We start from the raw sequence: 21,489 nt of genomic DNA, 5'->3' as shown, positions 1-21,489 counted from the left end.
TCAATGCCCCGCGGTTTTCGAAAACAGCTGAATGACCACGACGCCCAGCACAATCAACGCCATCCCCAGCATCGCCGGCACATCCAGCTTCTGCCCGTAGATAAACAGCGCGGCCACGCTGACCATCACAATGCCCATGCCGGCCCACACGGCGTACGCCACGCCCACCGGCACACTTCGCACCACCAGAGTCAGCATCCAGAACGCAATCGCGTAACCGACGATCACCAGCACCAGCGGCAGCGGCGTGCTGAAGCCTTTGACCGCTTTCATCGAAACAGTGGCAATCACTTCGGCGCAGATGGCAACGGCCAGGTAGTAGTAAGCGGTCATGGTTCGATCCTCGTATGAAGTGTTGCTCTCTGAGTTCGGCATTTTAGAGATTCTCCAGATGCGGTAAAGTCATTACCTATCTGTTACGAAGATGGGTTTGGGCATGCAATGGAATCTGGAACAGCTGCGCTTGTTCGTCAGCGTAGCGGAGCAACGGTCGTTTTCTGCGGTGGCGCGGGACCAGCGCAAGGCGCAGTCGGCGGTCAGCAGTGCAATCGCGCTGCTGGAGGAAGATCTGGGCGTGAGCTTGTTCGACCGCAGCAGCGGCCGCCAGCCGAAACTCACCGAGGCCGGCAATGCCTTGCTGGACGAGGCGCGGGAGGTTTTGCGTCAATGCGAACGGCTCAATGGTCGGGCGCTGGCAATGATGCGCGGGCAGGAGGCTCGTTTGCGTCTGGCCCAGGACGAGGCTATGCCCTATCAACCGATCATCGAAAGTTTCGAAGCCCTGGCTGAGCGCTTCCCCAGCCTCGAAGTACAACTGACCAGCGCTGCCCAGGGTGAAGTTGCACGCAAACTGGTGGAGCGTCGCGCGGATCTGGGGTTGCTGTTTTTTCACGACCAGATCCCCGAAGCGCTGGAGCGGCGCGTGCTCGGCAGTGTGGAGATGGTCACCGTGTGCGGCGTCGACCATCCACTGGCGAAACAGACGCAGGTCGATTGCCAGCAACTGGCGCAGCATCGTCAATTGCTGATGTCGACCCAGTCCAGCATCTATCCCGGCAGTGAGCCCGCCAGCCCGCAAGTCTGGCGGGCTGACAGCTTTTACGTGATGGCTGAATGGCTGGTACGCGGCCTCGGTTGGGCCTGGCTGCCACGGCATGTGGTGCAGTACCCGACGTATCACGGCCAGATGGTCGAATTGACCAGCGAATGGACCCCGCCGGCGCTGGTGGTGGAACTGGTCTGGCGTCGCGACGAACCGCTTGGTCCGGCCGCTCGCTGGCTGGCGGAACGTTTTGCCGTGCACCTGCAGGCGATCGGCGAAAAAACCGATAAACTCCGCCGCCATGAATAGAACTCTCTACACCGCGCTGTTTTACCTGGGGCTGCCATTGGTAGCGATTCGCCTGTGGCTGCGCGCGCGCAAAGCGCCGGCCTATGCCAAACGCATCGGCGAGCGATTCTCCTATGGGATGCCGACGATGAAACCGGGCGGCCTGTGGGTGCATGCGGTGTCCGTGGGTGAAAGCATCGCCGCCGCGCCGATGATTCGCGCCTTGCTGCAGCGCTATCCGACTCTGCCGATCACCGTGACCTGCATGACCCCGACCGGTTCGGAGCGCATACAGGCGTTGTTCGCCAACGAGCCGCGCATCCAGCACTGCTACCTGCCGTATGACTTGCCATGCGCTGCCAAGCGTTTCCTGGATCGGGTCCAGCCCAAACTGGCGGTGATCATGGAAACCGAGCTCTGGCCCAACCACATCCATCAATGCGCCAAGCGCGGGACTCCCGTAGCGCTGGCCAATGCGCGTCTCTCCGAGCGTTCGGCCAAAGGTTATGGCCGCTTTGCCAGGCTGACTGGGCCGATGCTGGCCGAAATGAGCCTGTTCGCGGTGCAGACCGAAGCCGAAGCCCAGCGTTTTCGTGAGTTGGGTGCAAGGGCGGAAACGGTCGAAGTCACCGGCTCAATCAAGTTCGACCTGACCATCGACCCGCAACTGTTACTACGTGCCGCCGAGTTGCGCGGGCAATGGCAGGCGCAGGAGCGCCCTGTGTGGATCGCCGCCAGTACCCACGACGGCGAAGACGAGGTGGTGCTGGCGGCCCATCGTCAATTGCTGGCGGGTCATCCTGACGCCTTGCTGATTCTGGTACCGCGTCATCCCGAGCGTTTCAGCCCGGTGTTTGAATTGTGTCGCCAGCAGGGATTCGCCACGGTGCGTCGCTCCGTTGGTGAGCCGGTCACCGCCGCTACATCGGTGTTGCTGGGCGACACCATGGGCGAGTTGTTGTTTCTTTATGCCCTGGCCGACAGCGCATTCGTCGGCGGCAGCCTGGTGCCCAATGGCGGGCATAACCTGCTGGAGCCAGCGGCCTTGGCCAAACCCGTGCTGAGTGGCCCGCACCTGTTCAACTTCCTTGAAATCGCCGCGCAATTGCGCAGCGCCGGCGCGTTGCAGGAAGTGGAGGACGCCGAGGGGTTGGCGTTGGCGGTGCAGCGGCTGTTCGAGTTGCCGCGCGATGCGCAGCGCATGGCGGAGGCGGGGCTGAAAGTGATGCGCACCAATCAGGGCGCGTTGCAGCGGTTGCTGGATGGGCTGGGAAGATTGATCGACCGCTAGGCCGGGTCGTCAGGTAAAAAAGATCGCAGCCTTCGGCAGCTCCTACAGAGGAATACGTTCCAAATGCAGGCGCTGCCGAAGGCTGCGATCTGTTGCTTTTTACTGACCGGGGCGGGCCTTGAGTTGCTCAGCCGCAGCCTTGGCCAGATCCGGCGGCAGGAAATCCTTGTCCGGGTTGTAGTTGGGATTGAGCCAGCGTGCCAAATCCTGCAAATCCCCCGGGTTCAATGTCCCTGCCTGTTGCTTCAATTTCAGGTTGTCGAGGATGTAGTCGTAGCGGGTGTTGTTGTAGTCGCGCACCGAGGTGTACAGCGAGCGCTGCGCATCCAGCACGTCGACGATGTTGCGCGTACCCACCTGGTAACCGATTTCGGTCGCTTCCACCGCGCTCTGGTTGGAGATGATCGACTGCTTGCGCGCCTGCACCTGCTCGACGTCGGTGTTTACGGCGCGGTGCAAGTCGCGGGTGTTCTCCACGATGCTGCGACGCAGGGATTCGCGCTGCTGCTCAGTCTGGTCCAGCTGCGCATACGACTGGCGTACCTGGGAATTGATCAGGCCGCCGGTGTAGATCGGAATGTTCAGCTGCAGGCCCACGGTCGTTTGCTCGACGTTGCCGCCATATGGCTGGCCCAAGGCGTTCGGGTTGCTGAAACCCAGTGCGTCGTTGTCGCCTTTCTCGTATTTGGCAATCGCGTCAACCGTTGGCAAGTGCCCGGCCTTACGCTGTTTGAGGGTTTGCTCGGCAGCGCTGACGGCATAGTTGCTGGCCAAAAGATTGAGGTTCTGCTTGCCCGCCGTTTCGACCCAGGCTTTGGCGTCGTTCGGAACTGGCGGCAGGATCGGCAAGTTATGGCTGATACCCCAGATCGAGTTGTACTGACGGTTGGTCAGGGTGATCAATGCTTCAAACGCGTCGTCCACCTGGCGCTGCGCAACGATCCGGTTGGCGCGTGCGGTGTCGTAGCTGGCTTGTGAGTTCAATACGTCGGTCTTGTCCGAGAGGCCGACATCGAAGCGCTCGTTGGATTGATCGAGCTGGCGTTTGAACGCCGCTTCTTCGGCCTTGGTCGAGGCCAGGTTGTCCTGGGTGCGCAGCACGTTGAAATAGCTGTTGGCGGTTTGCAGGATCAGGTTTTGCTCGGTGGCCGAGAGTTGCAGGGCGGCCTGTTCGTTGACCTCCTTGGCGGCCTGGAACTGGAACCAGCGATCGGCGCGGAACAAGGGTTGCGCCAGGGTGGCCTGGTACGAATGAGCATCGCGGTTGCTGGTGCCCGAGGGTTGATCAAGCGACGTACGCACCTCGGCAACATTGGCACCGCCCGAGAGGTTCGGAAGCAACCCGGCGCGGGCCTGGGGCACGACTTCTTTCTGGGCACCGTATTGAGCGATCGCGGCGGCGAGGTCGGCGTTGTTGTTGACCGCTTCCTGATAGACGCTGACCAGGTCGGTTTTGGTTGTTAAGGGCGCTTCTGCTGCCCAGGCCATTCCGTTGGACGCACAAGACACGGCAAGGGCCAGTGAGAGTTTGCGCAGCATAGGCGTTCCCTAGAAAAATATTACACGAGTAATTTGAGCGCCAAGGCTAAGGCGCGGCACGTGCAGCGTCAATGCGCGGCTTGGCGTAGCGAGTGTAGTTGGGCATTGGGGTGGCAACAATCCTGTCGCTCCCGCAATTGCGCCATTCATCATGGTGTTTGCAGCGGTGTTGGCGTTCTTTGCCAGTTGTGTCTAGACTGGCCGGGTTCTTGTCGGGGTGCCTTGCTATGAGGCTGAGATCGAATAATTTCGGATCCCGTTGAACCTGATCAGGTTAGCGCCTGCGTAGGGAACAAGATTTCTCGTCACCCGGCGAGTCCTCTTGTGCTTCGTCCGGGATGTTGTTCGACAATCGAACACCCCTCGAGCACTGAGCACAGCACTGTTGGTTTTCCCAACGCACGTGCGTCCATTCGTTTACAGGTTCACTCCGACAAAATTCCACTGCCTGGATGCTGTCTGGAGAGCCCGTGATGACCACAAAAGCAAAAATCGCTACCAACCTGAGTGAATCGGCCAAGGTCGATGAACAGTCGGTCAAGCCGTTTACCCGCTCGCAAAAAATTTATGTCCAGGGTTCTCGCCCGGACATCCTCGTGCCGATGCGCGAAGTCAGCCTCGACGTGACCCCGACCGATTTTGGTGGCGAAATCAACGCACCTGTCGTGGTCTATGACACTTCCGGCCCGTACACCGACCCGAACGTCATCATCGACGTGCGCAAAGGCCTGGCCGATGTACGCTCGCCATGGATCGAAGCGCGTGGCGACACCGAACGCTTGCCTGGCCTGAGCTCAAACTTCGGGCAGGAGCGCCTTGCCGATCCGGAGCTGACCAAACTGCGTTTCGCCCACGTCAATAACCCGCGCCGCGCCAAGGCGGGGGGCAATGTCACGCAGATGCACTACGCGCGCCAGGGCATTATTACGCCCGAGATGGAATTCGTCGCCATCCGCGAAAACATGAAACTGGAAGTGGCCCGCGCCGCCGGCCTGCTGGATCAGCAACACGCCGGCCACAGCTTCGGCGCCAGCGTGCCGAAAATCATTACCCCCGAATTCGTCCGTGAAGAGATCGCCCGTGGTCGCGCGATTATTCCGGCCAACATCAACCACACCGAACTGGAACCGATGATCATCGGCCGTAACTTCCTGGTGAAGATCAACGGCAACATCGGCAACAGCGCTCTGGGTTCGTCCATCGAAGAAGAAGTGGCGAAACTGACCTGGGGCATTCGTTGGGGCGCGGACAACATCATGGATTTGTCCACCGGCAAACACATTCATGAAACTCGCGAGTGGATCATCCGTAACTCGCCGGTGCCGATCGGTACAGTGCCGATTTACCAGGCCCTGGAAAAAGTCGGCGGCGCGGCCGAAGACCTGACCTGGGAGCTGTTTCGCGACACGCTGATCGAGCAGGCGGAGCAAGGCGTCGACTATTTCACCATCCACGCCGGTGTGCTGCTGCGCTACGTGCCGATGACCGCCAAGCGCGTGACCGGCATCGTCTCCCGTGGTGGTTCGATCATGGCCAAGTGGTGCCTGGCGCACCACAAAGAGAACTTCACCTACACCCATTTCGAAGAAATCTGCGAAATCATGAAGGCCTACGACGTCAGCTTCTCGCTGGGTGATGGCCTGCGTCCGGGCTCGATTGCCGATGCCAACGACGAAGCGCAGTTCGGCGAGCTGGAAACCCTCGGCGAGCTGACCAAGATCGCCTGGAAACACGACGTTCAAACCATGATCGAAGGCCCTGGCCACGTGCCGATGCAGTTGATCAAAGAGAACATGGACAAGCAGCTTGAGTGCTGCGACGAGGCGCCGTTCTACACCCTGGGCCCGCTGACGACCGACATCGCGCCGGGTTACGACCACATCACCTCCGGCATCGGTGCGGCGATGATCGGCTGGTTCGGCTGCGCCATGCTCTGCTACGTGACGCCGAAGGAGCATTTGGGCCTGCCGAACAAGGATGACGTGAAGACGGGGATCATCACCTACAAGATCGCCGCACACGCCGCTGATCTGGCAAAAGGTCATCCAGGCGCGCAGATTCGCGACAATGCCTTGAGCAAGGCGCGCTTCGAATTCCGTTGGGAAGACCAGTTCAACCTGGGCCTCGATCCGGACACCGCGCGTTCGTATCACGATGAAACCCTGCCGAAGGATTCGGCCAAGGTCGCGCACTTCTGTTCCATGTGCGGGCCGAAATTCTGCTCGATGAAAATCACCCAGGAAGTCCGCGAGTACGCGGCCAACCAACGGATCGAAGCGGTGGACGTGGACGTCGCCCAAGGCATGGCTGAACAGGCCAAGCGCTTCAAGCAGGAAGGCAGTCAGCTGTACCAGAAAGTTTGATCTGACCTGAAAGGGTGGGGTCTGCACAGACCCCATCGCCAGCAGGCTGGCTCCCACATTGGATCTGTGGTGTTCACAAGTCCCCTGTGGGAGCCAGCCTGCTGGCGATAGCGATCTACACAACAACAAATGTCCCTCTGAGATAACACCCTTGAGCATTCAACCGAGTACTTATTCACCCGATATCGCGGTACCCACCGACAAGCGTGTCTTCGGCGGCCGCGATCTGTTTTCCCTGTGGTTCTCCCTCGGCATCGGCCTGATGGTGCTGCAGACCGGCGCATTGCTCGCGCCGGGTCTGGGCCTGTCCGGCTCGTTGCTGGCGATTTTCCTTGGCACGCTGGTCGGCGTTTTGCTGCTGGCAGCGGTCGGCGTGATCGGCAGCGACACTGGCCTGTCGTCGATGGCCGCGCTCAAACTCAGCGTCGGTGCCAAAGGCGCGAGCCTGCCGGCGGTGCTGAACCTGCTGCAACTGATCGGTTGGGGGGCGTTCGAAATCATCGTCATGCGCGACGCCGCGAGTTTGCTCGGTGCCCGTGCATTCAGCGAAGGCAGCCTGCTGTCGAATCCAGTGCTGTGGACGCTGGTCTTCGGCACATTGGCGACCTTGTTGGCGGTCAGCGGTCCGTTGACCTTCGTGCGGCAGATCCTGCGCAAGTGGGGCATTTGGCTGCTGCTGGCGGCGTGCATCTGGCTGACCTGGAACCTGTTCGCCAAGGCCGACCTGGCTGCGTTGTGGGCTCAGGCCGGCGACGGTTCGATGCCATTCGCCGTGGGTTTCGACATCGCCATTGCGATGCCGCTGTCGTGGCTGCCGTTGATTGCCGACTACTCGCGTTTCGGCAAGCGTGCGAAAAACGTCTTCGGTGGCACCGCGATCGGTTTCTTTATCGGTAACTTCTGGCTGATGAGCCTGGGCGTGGCCTACACACTGGCGTTTGCGCCGAGTGGTGAAGTCAATGCCTTGCTGTTGGCATTGGCCGGTGCAGGCCTGGGGATTCCGCTGCTGCTGATTCTGCTGGATGAGTCAGAAAACGCCTTTGCCGACATTCACTCGGCGGCGGTGTCCAGCGGGATTCTGTTGCGCATGAAGGTCGAACACCTGGCCCTGGCCATCGGCGTGGTCTGCACCTTGATCGCCTTGCTGGCACCCCTGGCTCAGTACCAGAACTTCCTGTTGCTGATCGGTTCGGTGTTCGCGCCGTTGTTCGGCGTGGTGCTGGTGGATCACTTCATCCTGCGCAAGCGTAGTGGCCTGGTGGCGTCATCTGCATTGCGCTGGCCGGCACTGCTGGCTTGGCTGGGCGGGGTCAGCACCTATCATCTGCTGGCCAATCTGTATCCAGACGTTGGCGCAACCCTGCCGGCGCTGGTCCTGGCAGGGCTGCTACAACTGGTGCTGGGTCGGGCCTTCAGTTACGGCCGGGAAACAGCTCGGGCTTGAGAATGCCGTTCAGGCGCGGGTAGGGAATCTTCAGTTCGACGTGGCCCAGCGCATACGGCGCAATGGTGCTCACGTCGTACTTGAGGATCACGCCACCGTAGGTCAGCGCCACGTTCTGGGTTTTCTGGAACGGCCAGCTCTTCACGAACTCCGGTTCCTGATCGAGCTTGGTGCTGATCAGCCAGCTGTTGTGCGCGACCTGCGCCGCTTTCCAGAACGCGTCTTCCTGCCCCGGCACCAGCATGTCCGACAGTGTCAGCACTTTATGCTGCTGGCGTGAATAGTTGATGAAGCTGCGGCCAGGCGTGCCGTGCGCGCCACCGGTGTCCAGGTAGCTGGAAAACTCGATGATCACCAAGCCGTCATGCTGCTCGCGTACCTTGGCCTGCAAGTAGCTGCTGTTACGCGGGCCGGCGCTGCGCAAAAACGCGTCACGATAGGCTGCCAGCGTCGGTGCCGCCGGGGCATCAGGCGAGGTGCGGGTCATTTGCAGCAGGCGTTTTTCGACGATGCCGTCAAGCTGCGGCTCGGTGGGGAAGTGCAGGGTGTCGATGTTCACCAGCGGGCAATCCTGATCCTTGCAGCCGGGCTTGAGCTGTTCGGAGGCGTCGCGAGTGGTATCCAGCGGCGCCCGATAATTGGGCTGGAACAGGCTCTGGCAGGCACCCAGGGTCAGGGCGATAGCGGCCACGGAGGCGATTTTAAAAAGCGACATGGTTGTCCTTCATAAAACAGGGAAAGGCGAAAAGTTACCCGCTTCGACTGTTAACGAAGCAGTCAGTTCGCCACTAAGCTAATTAGAGTGGGTTTCGTCCTCACCGTCTATCCCGCTGACGGGAAAGGGGCTGCATCAAACGTCGCGGGCGCGTTAGGATGGCGCGAAGTCGAGGCTTGGAGCCTTGTATCGGATGTGTAGTAACGAGGATTGCCATGACTGATTTTGCCAACGCCATTCCGACCGCCGTTGATATCGTTCGGCGCGAAAAGTGCTACGAGGGCTTTTACAAACTCGATCGCCTGCACTTGCGCCACGAATTGTTCGCCGGCGGCATGAGCCGCGAGATCAACCGTGAAGTCTTCGTTCGCCACGATGCTGTTTGCGTGCTGCCTTACGATCCGCAGCGCGACGAAGTGGTGTTGATCGAGCAGTTTCGTGTCGGCGCCATGGGCAAGACCGACAATCCGTGGCTAATCGAACTGGTCGCTGGTCTGATCGACAAGGAAGAAGTGCCGGAAGAAGTTGCTCGCCGCGAAGGGCAGGAGGAAGCTGGGCTTGTATTCGGGGCGCTGTGGCCGATGACCCAGTATTTTCCATCGCCGGGCGGCAGCAATGAATTCGTGCATTTGTACCTGGGGCGTTGCGAGACAACCGGGGTCGGCGGCCTGCATGGGCTGGAGGAAGAAGCAGAAGATATTCGCGTAACGGTCTGGGCCTTCGAAGATGCCTTGCAAGCCGTGCGCGACGGACGTATTGCCAACGCGGCCAGCATCATTGCCTTGCAATGGCTGGCTTTGAATCGCGTTGAAGTGAGGGGGTTATGGTCGTAAACAAGCTGCGCGATCGCTATCGGGTAGACCTCATAGGGCTGCAAGCGTCCTGCGAGGCCAACTACGCGCGCCTGATGCGACTGTTGCCTGACATGCGCAGCGAGCCTGCCGCGCGCCGCATTGCCGTGACCCATGGCGAGCAGATGCTCGGCGTACTGGCCCTGGAAGTGCTGCAAGTCTGTCCTTACACCACCACGCTGCAAGTGCGTCAGGAACACAGTCTGCCCTGGCTGCCGGTGCCGCAACTGGAAGTGCAGGTCTATCACGATGCCTGCATGGCCGAAGTGGTCAGCGCCGAGCATGCGCGACGCTTTCGCGGCATCTATCCTTACCCGAATGCCTCGATGCACCAGCCGGACGAAAAAGCCCAGCTGAACATGTTTCTGGGTGAGTGGTTGAGCCATTGCCTGGCGTTGGGGCACGAGTATGAAGTCGTACGCTAAATGAAGTGCCCTGCTTCAGCGCACTTGCCGCAGTTGTGAACTGCGTCAGGTTCACAGGTTTCCACTTTCGATCGTCCCCCAGCATAATTGCGCCATTGATCCAATCCCGCGATCACGCCCAGGGAGAACGCCTTGCCGAGCGTATCCACATTGACCACCGCCGAGCCGGCGTTGTTGGTGCAAATTTCCGACAGTCATCTGTTTGCCGAGGCGGACGGCACATTGCTGGGCATGAATACCCGCGACAGCCTGCAAAAGGTCATCGAACTGGTGCAGCTGCAACAGCCGCAGATTGATCTGATCCTGGCCACCGGTGATCTGTCGCAAGACGGGACGCTAGAGTCTTATCAGCAGTTCCGCGACCTGACCCGGCAGCTCGATGCACCGGCGCGCTGGATTCCCGGCAACCACGACGAACCGCTGATCATGGCGGAGGCGGCGGTGCAAAGTGCGTTGCTGGAACCGGTGGTGGACATAGGCAATTGGCGGGTCACGCTGCTCGATTCGGCGGTGCCCGGTTCAGTGCCGGGGTATTTGCAGGACGAACAGTTGCAGTTGCTGGCCCGCTCCTTGAGCGAAGCGCCGGAGCGCCATCATTTGGTGTGTTTCCACCATCATCCGGTGTCGATCGGTTGTGTATGGATGGAGCCCATCGGGTTGCGTAATCCCGAGGCGTTGTTTGCCGTACTGGACCGTTTTCCACAGGTGCGCGCTGTGCTTTGGGGGCATGTGCATCAAGAAATCGATCAAATGCGTAACGGTGTGCGACTGATCGCTTCGCCATCGACCTGTATTCAATTCGAACCGCGAAGTGAAGCATTCAAAGTCGGGGAGCAGGCGCCGGGCTATCGCTGGTTGCGGCTGTTGCCGGATGGCCAGCTCGAAACGGGCGTAGAGCGCGTCACCGGCTTCGACTTTACGGTTGATTACGGCTCCAACGGCTATTGAAACCACAAATCCCAATGTAGGCGCTACCGAGAGCAACGAGGCTGCGATCTGTTGATCTTGCTTTTAAAAAACAAAATCAAAAGATCGCAGCCTCGGTGCACTCGACAGCTCCTGCAGGGATCACATTCATCAGCAGCCAACGCGCCTCCATCCCTGTAAACTCCGCCTCTTTACCCGACGCACAGGGAGTTCAAATGTCCGGTTCGATCCTTTATATCCACGGCTTCAACAGCGCGCCGGCCTCAAAAAAGGCCACGCAGTTGAGCGAAGTGATGGACCGTCTGGGTTTGAGCAATCAATTGCGCGTGCCCGCCTTGCATCACCATCCTCGTGAGGCCATCGGTCAGCTGGAGCAGGCGATTGCCGAGCTCGGTCGGCCACTGCTGGTCGGCAGCTCACTCGGCGGCTACTATGCGACTCACCTGGCCGAGCGCCATGGCCTGAAAGCCCTGTTGATCAACCCTGCCGTCAGCCCGCACCGGATGTTCGACGGATTTCTGGGAACCCAGAAAAACCTGTACACCGATGAGGCCTGGGAACTGACCCAGGACCACGTGACGGCCCTGGCCGAGCTGGAAGTGCCGGCCCCACAGGACCCACAGCGCTTTCAGGTGTGGTTGCAGACCGGTGATGAAACGCTGGACTATCGCCTCGCCCAGCAGTATTACCGGGCCTGTGCCTTGCGTATCCAGGCCGGTGGCGACCATAGTTTCCAGGGGTTTGCCGCACAACTTCCGGCGATGCTGAGTTTTGCCGGCATTGGCGCCGATTTGTATCAGGCGATTGATTTCAACGCACTGTGAACCGTTGCCCTTTTTTCATTGAATCACTGACGACGAGACCCTATGGCCACTCCCAGCGCTAGCTCTTATAACGCAGACGCCATCGAAGTCCTCTCGGGCCTCGACCCGGTGCGCAAGCGCCCGGGCATGTACACCGACACCAGTCGGCCGAACCACCTCGCCCAGGAAGTCATCGACAACAGCGTCGACGAAGCCTTGGCCGGGCATGCAACCTCGGTGCAGGTCATCCTGCACGCCGACCACTCACTGGAAGTCAGCGATGACGGCCGTGGCATGCCAGTGGACATTCACCCCGAAGAGGGCGTGTCGGGCGTTGAGCTGATCCTCACCAAGCTCCACGCGGGCGGCAAGTTTTCCAACAAGAACTACCAGTTCTCCGGCGGTCTGCACGGGGTGGGTATTTCGGTGGTCAACGCCTTGTCGACCGAAGTCCGGGTGCGCGTAAAGCGTGACGGCAATGAATACCAGATGACCTTCGCCGACGGCTACAAGAAAACCGAACTCGAAGTGGTCGGCACCGTCGGCAAGCGCAACACCGGGACCAGCGTATTTTTCGCGCCGGACCCGAAATATTTCGATTCGCCAAAATTCTCCATCAGTCGCCTCAAGCACGTGCTCAAGGCCAAGGCCGTTCTGTGCCCGGGGCTGCTGGTCAGTTTCGAAGACAAAGCCACCGGCGAAAAAGTCGAATGGCATTACGAAGACGGTCTGCGTTCCTATCTGGTCGACGCGGTCAACGAATTCGAGCGCCTGCCGGATGAACCATTCTGCGGTGCCTTTGCCGGTAATAAAGAGGCGGTCGACTGGGCGCTGTTGTGGCTGCCGGAAGGTGGCGACGCGGTGCAGGAAAGCTACGTCAACCTGATTCCGACCGCCCAGGGCGGTACCCACGTGAACGGCCTGCGCCAGGGCTTGCTCGACGCCATGCGCGAGTTCTGCGAGTTCCGCAGCCTGCTGCCACGCGGCGTGAAGCTGGCGCCGGAAGACGTCTGGGAACGCATCGCTTTCGTTCTGTCGATGAAGATGCAAGAGCCGCAATTCTCCGGCCAGACCAAGGAACGCCTGTCGTCCCGTGAAGCGGCGGCGTTCGTTTCCGGGGTGGTCAAGGATGCTTTCAGCCTGTGGCTCAACGCCAACCCTGAAACCGGTCTGGCCCTGGCCGAACTGGCGATCAACAACGCCGGCCGTCGTCTGAAGGCCAGCAAAAAGGTTGAGCGCAAGCGCATCACTGCCGGGCCGGCCCTGCCGGGCAAACTCGCCGATTGCGCCGGGCAGGACCCGATGCGTTCCGAGCTGTTCCTGGTGGAAGGTGATTCCGCCGGCGGTTCGGCCAAGCAGGCGCGCGATAAAGAGTTCCAGGCGATCCTGCCGTTGCGCGGCAAGATCCTCAACACCTGGGAAGTCGACGGCAGCGAAGTACTGGCCAGCCAGGAAGTGCACAACATTGCCGTGGCCATCGGCGTCGATCCGGGTGCCGCGGACATCAGCCAGCTGCGCTATGGCAAGATCTGCATCCTCGCCGACGCCGACTCGGACGGCCTGCACATTGCGACCTTGCTTTGCGCACTGTTCGTCCAGCATTTCCGCGCGCTGGTCGATGCCGGTCACGTCTATGTCGCCATGCCGCCGCTGTACCGTATCGACTTGGGCAAAGAAATCTACTACGCCCTCGACGAGGCCGAGCGTGATGGCATTCTCGATCGCCTGGTAGCCGAGAAAAAACGTGGCAAGCCGCAGGTCACCCGATTCAAAGGCCTGGGTGAAATGAACCCGCCGCAGCTGCGTGAAACCACCATGGACCCGAACACCCGACGCCTGGTGCAACTGACTCTGGACGATTTCGAAGCGACGTCGGAAATGATGGACATGTTGCTGGCGAAAAAGCGCGCGGGTGACCGCAAGTCCTGGCTGGAATCCAAAGGCAACCTGGCCGAGGTTCTGGGCTGATGCGTCTGGGCTTTGCCCTGGCGTGTGCGTTGCTGCTGACCTCGATCACGGTGTCTGCCGAGCCGGCACCGCAGTTGCGTCTGTTGTCCGAGCATGCTGTCGAAGGCATGCGCGGCGGCAACCTGTCCGGGCTGGCTCAGTGCGGGAATGAACTGTGGACGGTCTCCGACCGCGACGATGATCAGATCTATCGGCTCGATACTCGCGAGAGTCTCTGGAAAGCTGAAACCGTGCATATCGACGTGCCGCCGGTGCCCGACAGCGGCTTGCCCTGGGGCTTGAAGTCGCGGGTTTGGGGTGCGTCGTTCGTGCGTGGCGGTGATCTGGATTTCGAAGGTATCACCTGCGACAGTGCCGGCAATCGCTACATCGTCAGCGAAGGCCATGCCGCTGTGCTGCAAGTGCCGCCGACAGGTCCCGCATCCTGGCTGAAAATCTCGCCGATGCTGGTTCGCGAAGCGCGGGCCAGTGGTTTGCTGCTGCAGTTCAATGCACTGTTTGAAGGGCTGGCGATCAATCCGGCGGGCGATCAGATGTGGCTTGCTGCCGAGCGTCAAAGCCGCGGTTTGCTGCTGATCAAGCGCAAACAGACGGTATGGGACTGCGATGGTGGCTGTGTGCTTTTGAGCGAAGGCGGCATGGAAATGCAGCCACCGCAGTTTCCCAAGGCCAAAGCGGTTTCTCGGGATTTCTCCGACCTGTCTCTATTCAACGGCAAGCTGTTTACCCTTGAGCGCAACGCCTACCAAATCTGTCGCCGTGATGCGCTAACGGCCAAAGTCGAGCGCTGCTGGTCATACGCCGCCGAGTTGTTGCAGGAAAACCGTCGTTACTCACAGAGTTACGGGCTGGAAGAAGCGCTGATCGTCGATGCTGACGGCGCCTGGATCGGTGTCGACAACAACAACGGTGCCCGCGCCGATGGCGAGGTACGTCCTGTCGTCTGGCGCTTTGCCGCGCCTGAAGGTGGCTGGAGTGCCAAGCCGTGAGCCAGCAACCGCCAGGCAAACGCGCCGGTCGAGTGTTGATGGTGCTGGCCTGGTGCGCTGCGTTGTTTCTGGCGACGCGGTTTTTCGGCCAATGGGAAGAGCGTCAGCAAAACCCGAATGTGGTGGTGAGCTCGGAACAGGGCGAGGGTTTTGTCGAGGTGAAACTGGTCAGCAATGGCCAGGGGCATTTCGTCGCCAGCGGCCATATAAACGGTCAGCCGGTGGATTTCATGCTTGATACCGGGGCGACCGATGTGTCGATCCCGGCAGAGGTGGCAAAGCGCTTGAAGCTGGAAGAAGGTTTCGGGGTGACCCTGAGCACAGCCAACGGCCTGAGCCAGGGTTATCGAACCCGCATCGACCGGCTGCAACTGGGCGACATCGTGCTGCACGACGTGCGCGCGCTGGTGGCACCAGGACTACATGGCGATCAAGTGCTGCTCGGCATGAGCGCATTGAACAAACTTGAATTTACCCAGCGCGGTGGCACCATGCTGCTGCGCCAGACAACGAATTGACGAGGCCCGCATGAGCGACTCACTTGATCTCAGCCTGGACGGTGTAGAGCGCCGGTCACTGGCTGACTTCACCGAAAATGCCTACCTCAACTACTCCATGTACGTGATCATGGACCGTGCCTTGCCGCATATTGGCGACGGTCTGAAACCGGTACAGCGGCGCATCATTTACGCCATGAGCGAGTTGGGGCTGGACGCCGATTCCAAGCACAAGAAATCGGCGCGTACTGTCGGTGACGTGCTCGGTAAATTCCACCCGCACGGCGATTCGGCTTGCTACGAAGCCATGGTCCTGATGGCCCAGCCGTTCAGCTATCGCTACACGCTGGTGGACGGCCAGGGTAACTGGGGTGCGCCGGATGATCCGAAATCCTTCGCCGCCATGCGTTACACCGAAGCGCGGCTGTCGCGCTATTCCGAAGTACTTCTCAGCGAGTTGGGCCAAGGCACTGCGGACTGGGGCCCGAACTTCGACGGCACCCTCGACGAGCCGCTGGTGTTGCCGGCACGTTTGCCGAACATCCTGCTCAACGGCACCACCGGCATCGCCGTGGGCATGGCCACCGACGTTCCGCCGCACAACCTGCGCGAAGTCGCGACGGCTTGCGTGCGTTTGCTCGATGAGCCCAAAGCCACGGTCGAGCAACTCTGTGAGCACATTCAGGGCCCGGATTACCCGACCGAAGCGGAAATCATCACGCCGCGCGCCGACCTGCTGAAAATCTACGAAACCGGCAAGGGCTCGGTGCGCATGCGCGCCGTGTACCACATCGAAGACGGCGACATCATCGTCACCGCGCTGCCGCATCAAGTCTCCGGGGCCAAGGTGCTGGAGCAGATCGCCGCGATGATGCAGGCCAAACCGTCGAAAGCGCCGCAAATTGCGGATTTGCGCGATGAATCGGACCACGAAAACCCATGCCGGATCGTGATTATTCCGGGCGCCCGGAAGAATTTCGACCACGATGCGTTGATGACTCACCTGTTCGCCAGCACCGAGCTGGAATCGAGTTACCGGGTCAACATCAACATCATCGGGCTGGACGGCAAGCCGCAACTGAAAAACCTGCGCGCGTTGCTGGTCGAGTGGCTGGAGTTCCGGGTGCAGACCGTGCGTCGTCGTCTGCAATTCCGTCTGGACAAGGTCGAACGTCGCCTGCACCTGTTGGACGGTTTGCTGATTGCCTACCTCAACCTGGATGAAGTGATTCACATCATCCGCACCGAGGAGCACCCGAAAGCTGCGCTGATCGAGCGTTTCGCCCTGAGTGAAATCCAGGCCGACTACATCCTCGACACCCGCTTGCGGCAGCTGGCACGCCTGGAAGAAATGAAACTGCGTGCCGAGCAGGATGAACTGCTCAAGGAGCAAGCCAAGCTGCAAGCCTTGCTGAGCAGCGAAGCCAAGCTGAAGAAGCTGGTGCGCACCGAATTGATCAAGGATGCGGAAACCTATGGCGACGACCGTCGCTCGCCAATCGTCGAGCGCGCCGAAGCCAAGGCGCTGACCGAGCACGACCTGCTGCCGAACGAGAAAGTGACTGTTGTACTGTCGGAAAAAGGTTGGGTTCGTTCCGCGAAAGGTCACGAAATCGACGCCACCGGGCTTTCCTACAAGGCCGGGGATGGTTTCAAGGCCTTGGCGCCGGGACGCTCCAACCAGTTTGCGGTGTTTATTGATTCCACCGGTCGCAGCTACTCGGTGGCCGCGCACACCTTGCCGTCGGCCCGTGGCCAGGGCGAACCGTTGACCGGTCGTCTGACGCCGCCACCAGGGGCGAGTTTTGAATGCGTGCTGATGCCGGAAGACGATGCGCTGTACGTCATCGCCTCGGACGCCGGTTATGGTTTCGTGGTCAAGGGTGAAGACCTGCAGGCCAAGAACAAGGCCGGCAAGGCGCTGTTGAGCCTGCCGAACAACGCCAAAGTGATGTTGCCGCGTCCGGTGGCCGATCGTGAGCAGAACTGGCTGGCTTCGGTCACCACCGAAGGTCGCCTGCTGATCTTCAAGATCAGCGATCTGCCACAATTAGGTAAGGGCAAAGGCAACAAGATCATCGGCATTCCTGGTGAGCGTGTGGCCAGTCGCGAAGAATATGTCACGGACATCGCCGTTCTGCCGGATGGCGCCACGTTGGTGCTGCAGGCCGGAAAACGTACCTTGTCACTGAAAGCGGACGACCTCGAACACTACAAGGGTGAGCGTGGGCGTCGTGGTAACAAGTTGCCACGTGGCTTCCAGCGGGTAGATGCGCTGCTCGTCGAAAACCTCAATTAAGCGTCCTAGAGCGCTCGATCTACGATTTAACGCGTAGATCGACGCTTTCGCGCTGGAGTCGGAACGCATATTCACGGATGATATGGCCTTTCAAGCGCCGGCGTGGCCGCGCGTTCTTCATATTTATTGAGTATTTTCACTGTGATTAGCCTTGTGGCAATCACCTGGATGGGACGATGACTGCTCTGCGCCTTCCTTTTATTTTGATGCTCGCCGGCGTTCTTGGCCTGGCGGGTTGCAGCGTTCACCAGCCGGTGTCGCTGTATCAACTGGACAGCGGAAGTCCGGTTCAGCCTGCGCAAAGCGCGGGCATGGCGGTTTTGTTGGGCCCGGTCACCGTGGCCGATTACCTGCAACGCGAAACCCTGTTGCAGCGTCAGCCGGATGGCAGCCTGCAAGCCTCGGCTGACGGCCGTTGGGCGGGTAGCCTGTCTTCGGACATCGACCAGCTGTTGCTGCGTCAGGTCGCCGGTCATCTGGACAGTCAGCGCGTAGTGCTGGCACCGGCAACCGTTGGTTTCACACCGGACGTCCAGGTGCTGTTGACCATCACACGCCTGGACTCGGGGGCGTCGCAGCCGGCGATCCTCGATGCGCAATGGCGTTTGATCGACCGCCGTGGCCAAGTGCGCGATAACCGCATCATTCACCTGCAGGAACAACATGCCGGCACTACCGCGGCCCAGGTACAGGCTCAAGGTGTGTTGTTGCAGAAACTTGCCGAACAGCTGTCGACCGCGCTCAAACCGCTTGCCAACCAGCCACCGATCGCCGAAGCCCCTCGTAAGCAGCCAGCCAAGCCTGTGGCGCCTGCGGCGGAACAGGAAAAGCAGCCGAAGATCCCGATGGCAGCACCGATTCGTACGGATATGGAAGTGTTTCGCTTCTAAGCCGGATGGATTCGAAACAAGGCCCGCATTGACGCGGGCCTTGTCGTATCTAAAGCTCAACAGATCGCAGCCTTCGGCAGCTCCTACAGGGGCCATGGCATTGCCGACCCTGTAGGAGCGGCCGAAGGCTGCGATCTTTTCAGAGACCAACAAAAAGCCCGCAGACGATCACTCGTGTGCGGGCTTTTTTACAGCGGGGCTTTTACGCCCGGCGCTCGTGCATCCGCGCCAACTGCCGCTCCAGCATCGATGGATAAGGCTCCATCAAGCGCTCCACGCAGCAAGCACCTTCAGGGCTGGCAATCGGCCGGATTCGTGCGCGTTGGCGGATCAGTGCGTCGTCGCTGATCTTGCGCTCAACCAGCAACAGATTGCGGCTGTGTTGCGACAAGGCCAGGGCGTCCTGAGCAGTGTCGGTCAGCAGCAGGTCGATCTGGCTCAGGCCGAACAAGTCGTCACCCAAGGTCAGGCCCAGCTGCAATTGCAAGGTGATGCCGCTGTCGGCGACTTCGATCTGCAACTGATGGCCCAGCGCTCGCAGCAGTTCACCGCAGCAAATTGCGTTGGTCAGGTAATCGTCGCCACTGTCTTCGGTGTGGAACAGCATCAACGTGCTGCCATCGTTCAAGGTATGCACTTCGCTCTGATAGAGCGAGGCGGCCTGGTCGAGGCAGTCGCGATAACGTTTGAGCAGTTCTTCCAGGCGCGTGCGAGGCAGGCGACGCAGTTGTTCCTGAGAGCCCAGTTGCACCGCCAGTACCGCGCTGTGCTGCGGAAGGTTCGAAGCGACGGCGCGTACGACCGGCTTAGGTGCACTGTCTGCGGATTCATCGCGCAGGTCGGCGAACGGATCTTCGTCGTCTTCGTCTTCGACGGTGCTGACAACGTGCCGTGGTGCGGGCTTCATCGCGGCCATTGGGCGGCTTTCGTCGAAGCTCGGGTCACGCAGGTTGCGGACTTCGAAGCCCGGTTCGGCATCATCGTAATCGCTATCGTCGAACTCGGGCTCCGGCACGGGTTCCGGTTCGGCCGGTTCCGGTGCGAAGTTGGCGTGGAGCTGGCGAGCCAGATCGCCGATCTCGTCCTGACGCTCGGTGGCCGGGGTGTATTCGTCGATATTGCGCAGCCACACCCGCAATTGCAGGAGTGGCGTGGAGATATGCCGCCCCAGGCGCAGGCTCAAGGCCAGGGACAGCGCCAGCAGAATCGCGCTCAGGATGCCCATGCTTTGCAGGCTGATGGTCATCGGTTGCTGGAACTGATCCATGTCCAGGCTGATGCGCAACTGACCGGCGGTCACGTCCTGGAAAGTGATCTTGCTCTGGTACATGCCCTCGGCTTCGCCCAACAGGCCGTGCTTGGGACGCTGACCGGCTTCGGCGAGGATGCGGTTATCCACGCTATAGATGGCGGCGTGAGCCACCAGCTTGTTCTTGGTCAGGTTATTGAGCAGCACGTTGAGGCTGAGGATGTCGTTGGACACCAGCAGCTCGGTGGCCGAGGTGGCCGTCTGCGTGGTCAGGCTTTCGCCCAGCGCATCCGCCTGCTCGTGCATGGCCTGCTTGAACTGCAAACCCATCACGCAGGCGTAGATCACCAGGGCCAGAGCGACCAGGATCACATTATGGCTGGCGATGCGTAATGCAATCGGTACACGGCGGTGGCGCAGTGCCCGGAAGATCAGCAGAAAGAAGTTATCGGTTTTTACTGGCGTGGGCCGGTTCACTTGAGCTCGGCTCTTTTGTCCGTGAAGTTGACGCGCAGTATAGCGAGAGGCCCTAGACCGGCAAAGCGCTCACGGTGCCCGATGGTCACTGAAAGTGGGTAGAATGCGGTTTTTTTCCACCTGCGGGGGTGCGCCTTGCGCGAAATCGTCCTGATAAACATCACGGGAGTCGACCGTCCGGGTCTGACTGCGGCCATTACCGGCGTTCTGGCCCAGGGTGGTGTGAACATTCTCGACATCGGTCAGGCGGTGATCCACGACACCCTGTCGTTCGGCATCCTGGTTGAAATTCCCGACACCGAACAAGGCAAGTCGGTACTCAAGGACATTCTGTTCAAGGGTTACGAGCTCGATCAACAGGTGCGTTTCACGCCGGTGTCCGAAGAGGATTACCAGCAGTGGGTCGGTAACCAGGGCAAAAAACGCCACATCGTCACTCTGCTGACCCGCAAAGTAACGGCCGGGCAATTGCAGGCCGTGAGCTCGATCACCGCCAAATATGGCTTGAACATCGACCATATCGATCGGTTGTCCGGGCGCATGCCGCTGGATACTCCGGCTGACAAAGGCAAGGGCTGCATCGAGTTTTCCGTGCGCGGAGAAGCGGCTGATCCGCAGGCCCTGCGCGCCGAATTCCTCAGCGTGGCCCAGGAACTGAACGTCGACATCGCCTTCCAGGAAGATTCGCTGTTCCGTCGTAACCGTCGTCTGGCGGTGTTCGACATGGACTCGACCCTGATCGAAGCCGAAGTCATCGACGAATTGGCCAAGGCGGCCGGTGTGGGCTACAAGGTCTCGGAAATCACCGAAAGGGCGATGGCCGGTGAACTGGATTTCCGCGCCAGCTTCAAAGAGCGTCTGGCCTTGCTCAAAGGCCTGGACGTCGGCGTGCTGGATTCGATCGGCGCTTCGCTGCGCCTGACCGAAGGCGCCGAAACCCTGTTCGCCGAACTCAAGCGTCTGGGCTACAAGACCGCGATTCTGTCGGGCGGCTTCACCTACTTCGCCAAGCAATTGCAGGCCAAGTTAGGCATCGATTACGTGTTCGCCAACGAGCTGGAAGTAGTCGATGGCAAGGTCACCGGCGTGGCAATCGAGCCGATTGTCGATGCGCAACGCAAGGCTGATCTGCTGAAGGAATTGGCACATAAGGAAGGCTTGCGTCTGGAGCAGACCATAGCCGTCGGCGACGGGGCAAACGACTTGCCGATGCTGGCGATTGCCGGGTTGGGTGTGGCATTCCGCGCCAAGCCGCTGGTCAAACAGTCGGCGAAGCAGGCGATTTCCACCCTCGGGCTGGATGGCGTGCTGTATTTGCTGGGCTTCCGCGATCGCGACGGGCAGCTCTAACACACCGGCTCAGTTTGTGGTTCGACATGTAGGAGCTGCCGCAGGCTACGATCTTTTGATCTTGATTTTTTAAGATCAAAAG

The 21,489-nt window shown here is 60.2% G+C and carries 18 protein-coding genes and 1 riboswitch; of the genes, 14 read left to right on the top strand and 4 right to left on the bottom strand.

Going from position 1 to position 21,489, the window contains the following annotated elements; translation table 11 throughout:
• A complete protein-coding gene (locus tag KUF73_RS15420) occupies positions 1-333 on the bottom strand; it encodes a multidrug efflux SMR transporter (protein ID WP_218438931.1) in 333 nt (110 codons plus the stop codon).
• A 103-nt stretch (positions 334-436) separates the two neighbouring features.
• Here KUF73_RS15420 and KUF73_RS15415 point away from each other — a divergent pair, with 103 nt between their 5' ends.
• On the top strand, positions 437-1,351 hold the full coding sequence (locus KUF73_RS15415; RefSeq protein ID WP_218438930.1) for a LysR family transcriptional regulator: 915 nt from the start codon (positions 437-439) through the stop codon (positions 1,349-1,351).
• Positions 1,344-2,621, top strand: a complete 1,278-nt coding sequence (gene waaA / locus KUF73_RS15410) for a lipid IV(A) 3-deoxy-D-manno-octulosonic acid transferase (RefSeq protein WP_218438929.1) — start codon at positions 1,344-1,346, stop codon at positions 2,619-2,621. The genes KUF73_RS15415 and waaA overlap by 8 nt, the downstream gene beginning before the upstream one ends.
• Positions 2,622-2,720: 99 nt before the next feature.
• Here waaA and KUF73_RS15405 read toward each other — a convergent pair whose 3' ends face one another.
• Positions 2,721-4,160 carry a TolC family outer membrane protein gene (locus tag KUF73_RS15405; RefSeq protein WP_218438928.1) on the bottom strand — a complete coding sequence of 480 codons (1,440 nt, stop codon included), beginning with the start codon at positions 4,158-4,160 and terminating at the stop codon, positions 2,721-2,723.
• Between the two features lie 203 nt (positions 4,161-4,363).
• Positions 4,364-4,469: riboswitch (TPP riboswitch) on the top strand.
• 164 nt (positions 4,470-4,633) lie between these two features.
• On the opposite strand from KUF73_RS15405, the gene thiC reads away from it, so the two are divergent.
• Entirely contained in the window at positions 4,634-6,523 is a 1,890-nt protein-coding gene (gene thiC / locus KUF73_RS15400; protein ID WP_218438927.1) for a phosphomethylpyrimidine synthase ThiC, read from the top strand.
• A 151-nt stretch (positions 6,524-6,674) separates the two neighbouring features.
• A complete protein-coding gene (cytX, locus tag KUF73_RS15395) occupies positions 6,675-7,967 on the top strand; it encodes a putative hydroxymethylpyrimidine transporter CytX (protein ID WP_218438926.1) in 1,293 nt (430 codons plus the stop codon).
• On the opposite strand, the gene KUF73_RS15390 is transcribed toward cytX, so the two are convergent.
• Entirely contained in the window at positions 7,936-8,682 is a 747-nt protein-coding gene (locus KUF73_RS15390) for an RsiV family protein (protein WP_218438925.1), read from the bottom strand. The two genes, cytX and KUF73_RS15390, sit on opposite strands and share 32 nt — an antisense overlap.
• Before the next feature lie 215 nt (positions 8,683-8,897).
• Here KUF73_RS15390 and KUF73_RS15385 point away from each other — a divergent pair, with 215 nt between their 5' ends.
• The 9 genes from KUF73_RS15385 (at position 8,898) to KUF73_RS15345 (ending at position 18,331) form a co-directional block, all read left to right on the top strand.
• Complete coding sequence (locus KUF73_RS15385; protein ID WP_218438924.1) at positions 8,898-9,515, top strand: NUDIX domain-containing protein; 618 nt, start codon at positions 8,898-8,900, stop codon at positions 9,513-9,515.
• Positions 9,506-9,958, top strand: a complete 453-nt coding sequence (locus KUF73_RS15380; protein ID WP_218438923.1) for a DUF1249 domain-containing protein — start codon at positions 9,506-9,508, stop codon at positions 9,956-9,958. Before KUF73_RS15385 ends, KUF73_RS15380 begins: the two co-directional genes overlap by 10 nt.
• Positions 9,959-10,090: 132 nt before the next feature.
• The gene (gene cpdA, locus KUF73_RS15375) at positions 10,091-10,906 is read left to right on the top strand and encodes a 3',5'-cyclic-AMP phosphodiesterase (RefSeq protein WP_218438922.1); all 816 of its coding nucleotides are present in this window, start codon (positions 10,091-10,093) and stop codon (positions 10,904-10,906) included.
• A gap of 194 nt (positions 10,907-11,100) precedes the next feature.
• Positions 11,101-11,709, top strand: a complete 609-nt coding sequence (locus KUF73_RS15370; RefSeq protein ID WP_218438921.1) for a YqiA/YcfP family alpha/beta fold hydrolase — start codon at positions 11,101-11,103, stop codon at positions 11,707-11,709.
• A gap of 42 nt (positions 11,710-11,751) precedes the next feature.
• Complete coding sequence (parE, locus tag KUF73_RS15365) at positions 11,752-13,656, top strand: DNA topoisomerase IV subunit B (protein WP_218438920.1); 1,905 nt, start codon at positions 11,752-11,754, stop codon at positions 13,654-13,656.
• On the top strand, positions 13,656-14,645 hold the full coding sequence (locus KUF73_RS15360; RefSeq protein ID WP_218438919.1) for an esterase-like activity of phytase family protein: 990 nt from the start codon (positions 13,656-13,658) through the stop codon (positions 14,643-14,645). Before parE ends, KUF73_RS15360 begins: the two co-directional genes overlap by 1 nt.
• Complete coding sequence (locus KUF73_RS15355) at positions 14,642-15,163, top strand: TIGR02281 family clan AA aspartic protease (RefSeq protein ID WP_218438918.1); 522 nt, start codon at positions 14,642-14,644, stop codon at positions 15,161-15,163. Before KUF73_RS15360 ends, KUF73_RS15355 begins: the two co-directional genes overlap by 4 nt.
• A 10-nt stretch (positions 15,164-15,173) precedes the next feature.
• Positions 15,174-17,441: a DNA topoisomerase IV subunit A gene (gene parC / locus KUF73_RS15350; RefSeq protein ID WP_218438917.1), complete on the top strand. Its 2,268-nt coding sequence runs from the start codon at positions 15,174-15,176 to the stop codon at positions 17,439-17,441.
• 176 nt (positions 17,442-17,617) lie between these two features.
• Entirely contained in the window at positions 17,618-18,331 is a 714-nt protein-coding gene (locus KUF73_RS15345; RefSeq protein ID WP_218438916.1) for a membrane integrity-associated transporter subunit PqiC, read from the top strand.
• Positions 18,332-18,533: 202 nt separating this feature from the next.
• Here the strand turns inward: KUF73_RS15345 and KUF73_RS15340 are convergent, their stop codons facing one another.
• The gene (locus tag KUF73_RS15340; protein WP_218438915.1) at positions 18,534-20,057 is read right to left on the bottom strand and encodes an AhpA/YtjB family protein; all 1,524 of its coding nucleotides are present in this window, start codon (positions 20,055-20,057) and stop codon (positions 18,534-18,536) included.
• Positions 20,058-20,192: 135 nt separating this feature from the next.
• Here KUF73_RS15340 and serB point away from each other — a divergent pair, with 135 nt between their 5' ends.
• Positions 20,193-21,407, top strand: a complete 1,215-nt coding sequence (serB, locus tag KUF73_RS15335; protein WP_218438914.1) for a phosphoserine phosphatase SerB — start codon at positions 20,193-20,195, stop codon at positions 21,405-21,407.
• Positions 21,408-21,489 lie beyond the last annotated feature (82 nt).

This window comes from Pseudomonas sp. PD9R (assembly GCF_019200975.1).
Lineage (GTDB): Bacteria > Pseudomonadota > Gammaproteobacteria > Pseudomonadales > Pseudomonadaceae > Aquipseudomonas.
The sequence above is the reverse complement of the archived record's forward strand: the minus strand, read 5'-3'. Positions and strand labels throughout refer to the sequence as shown.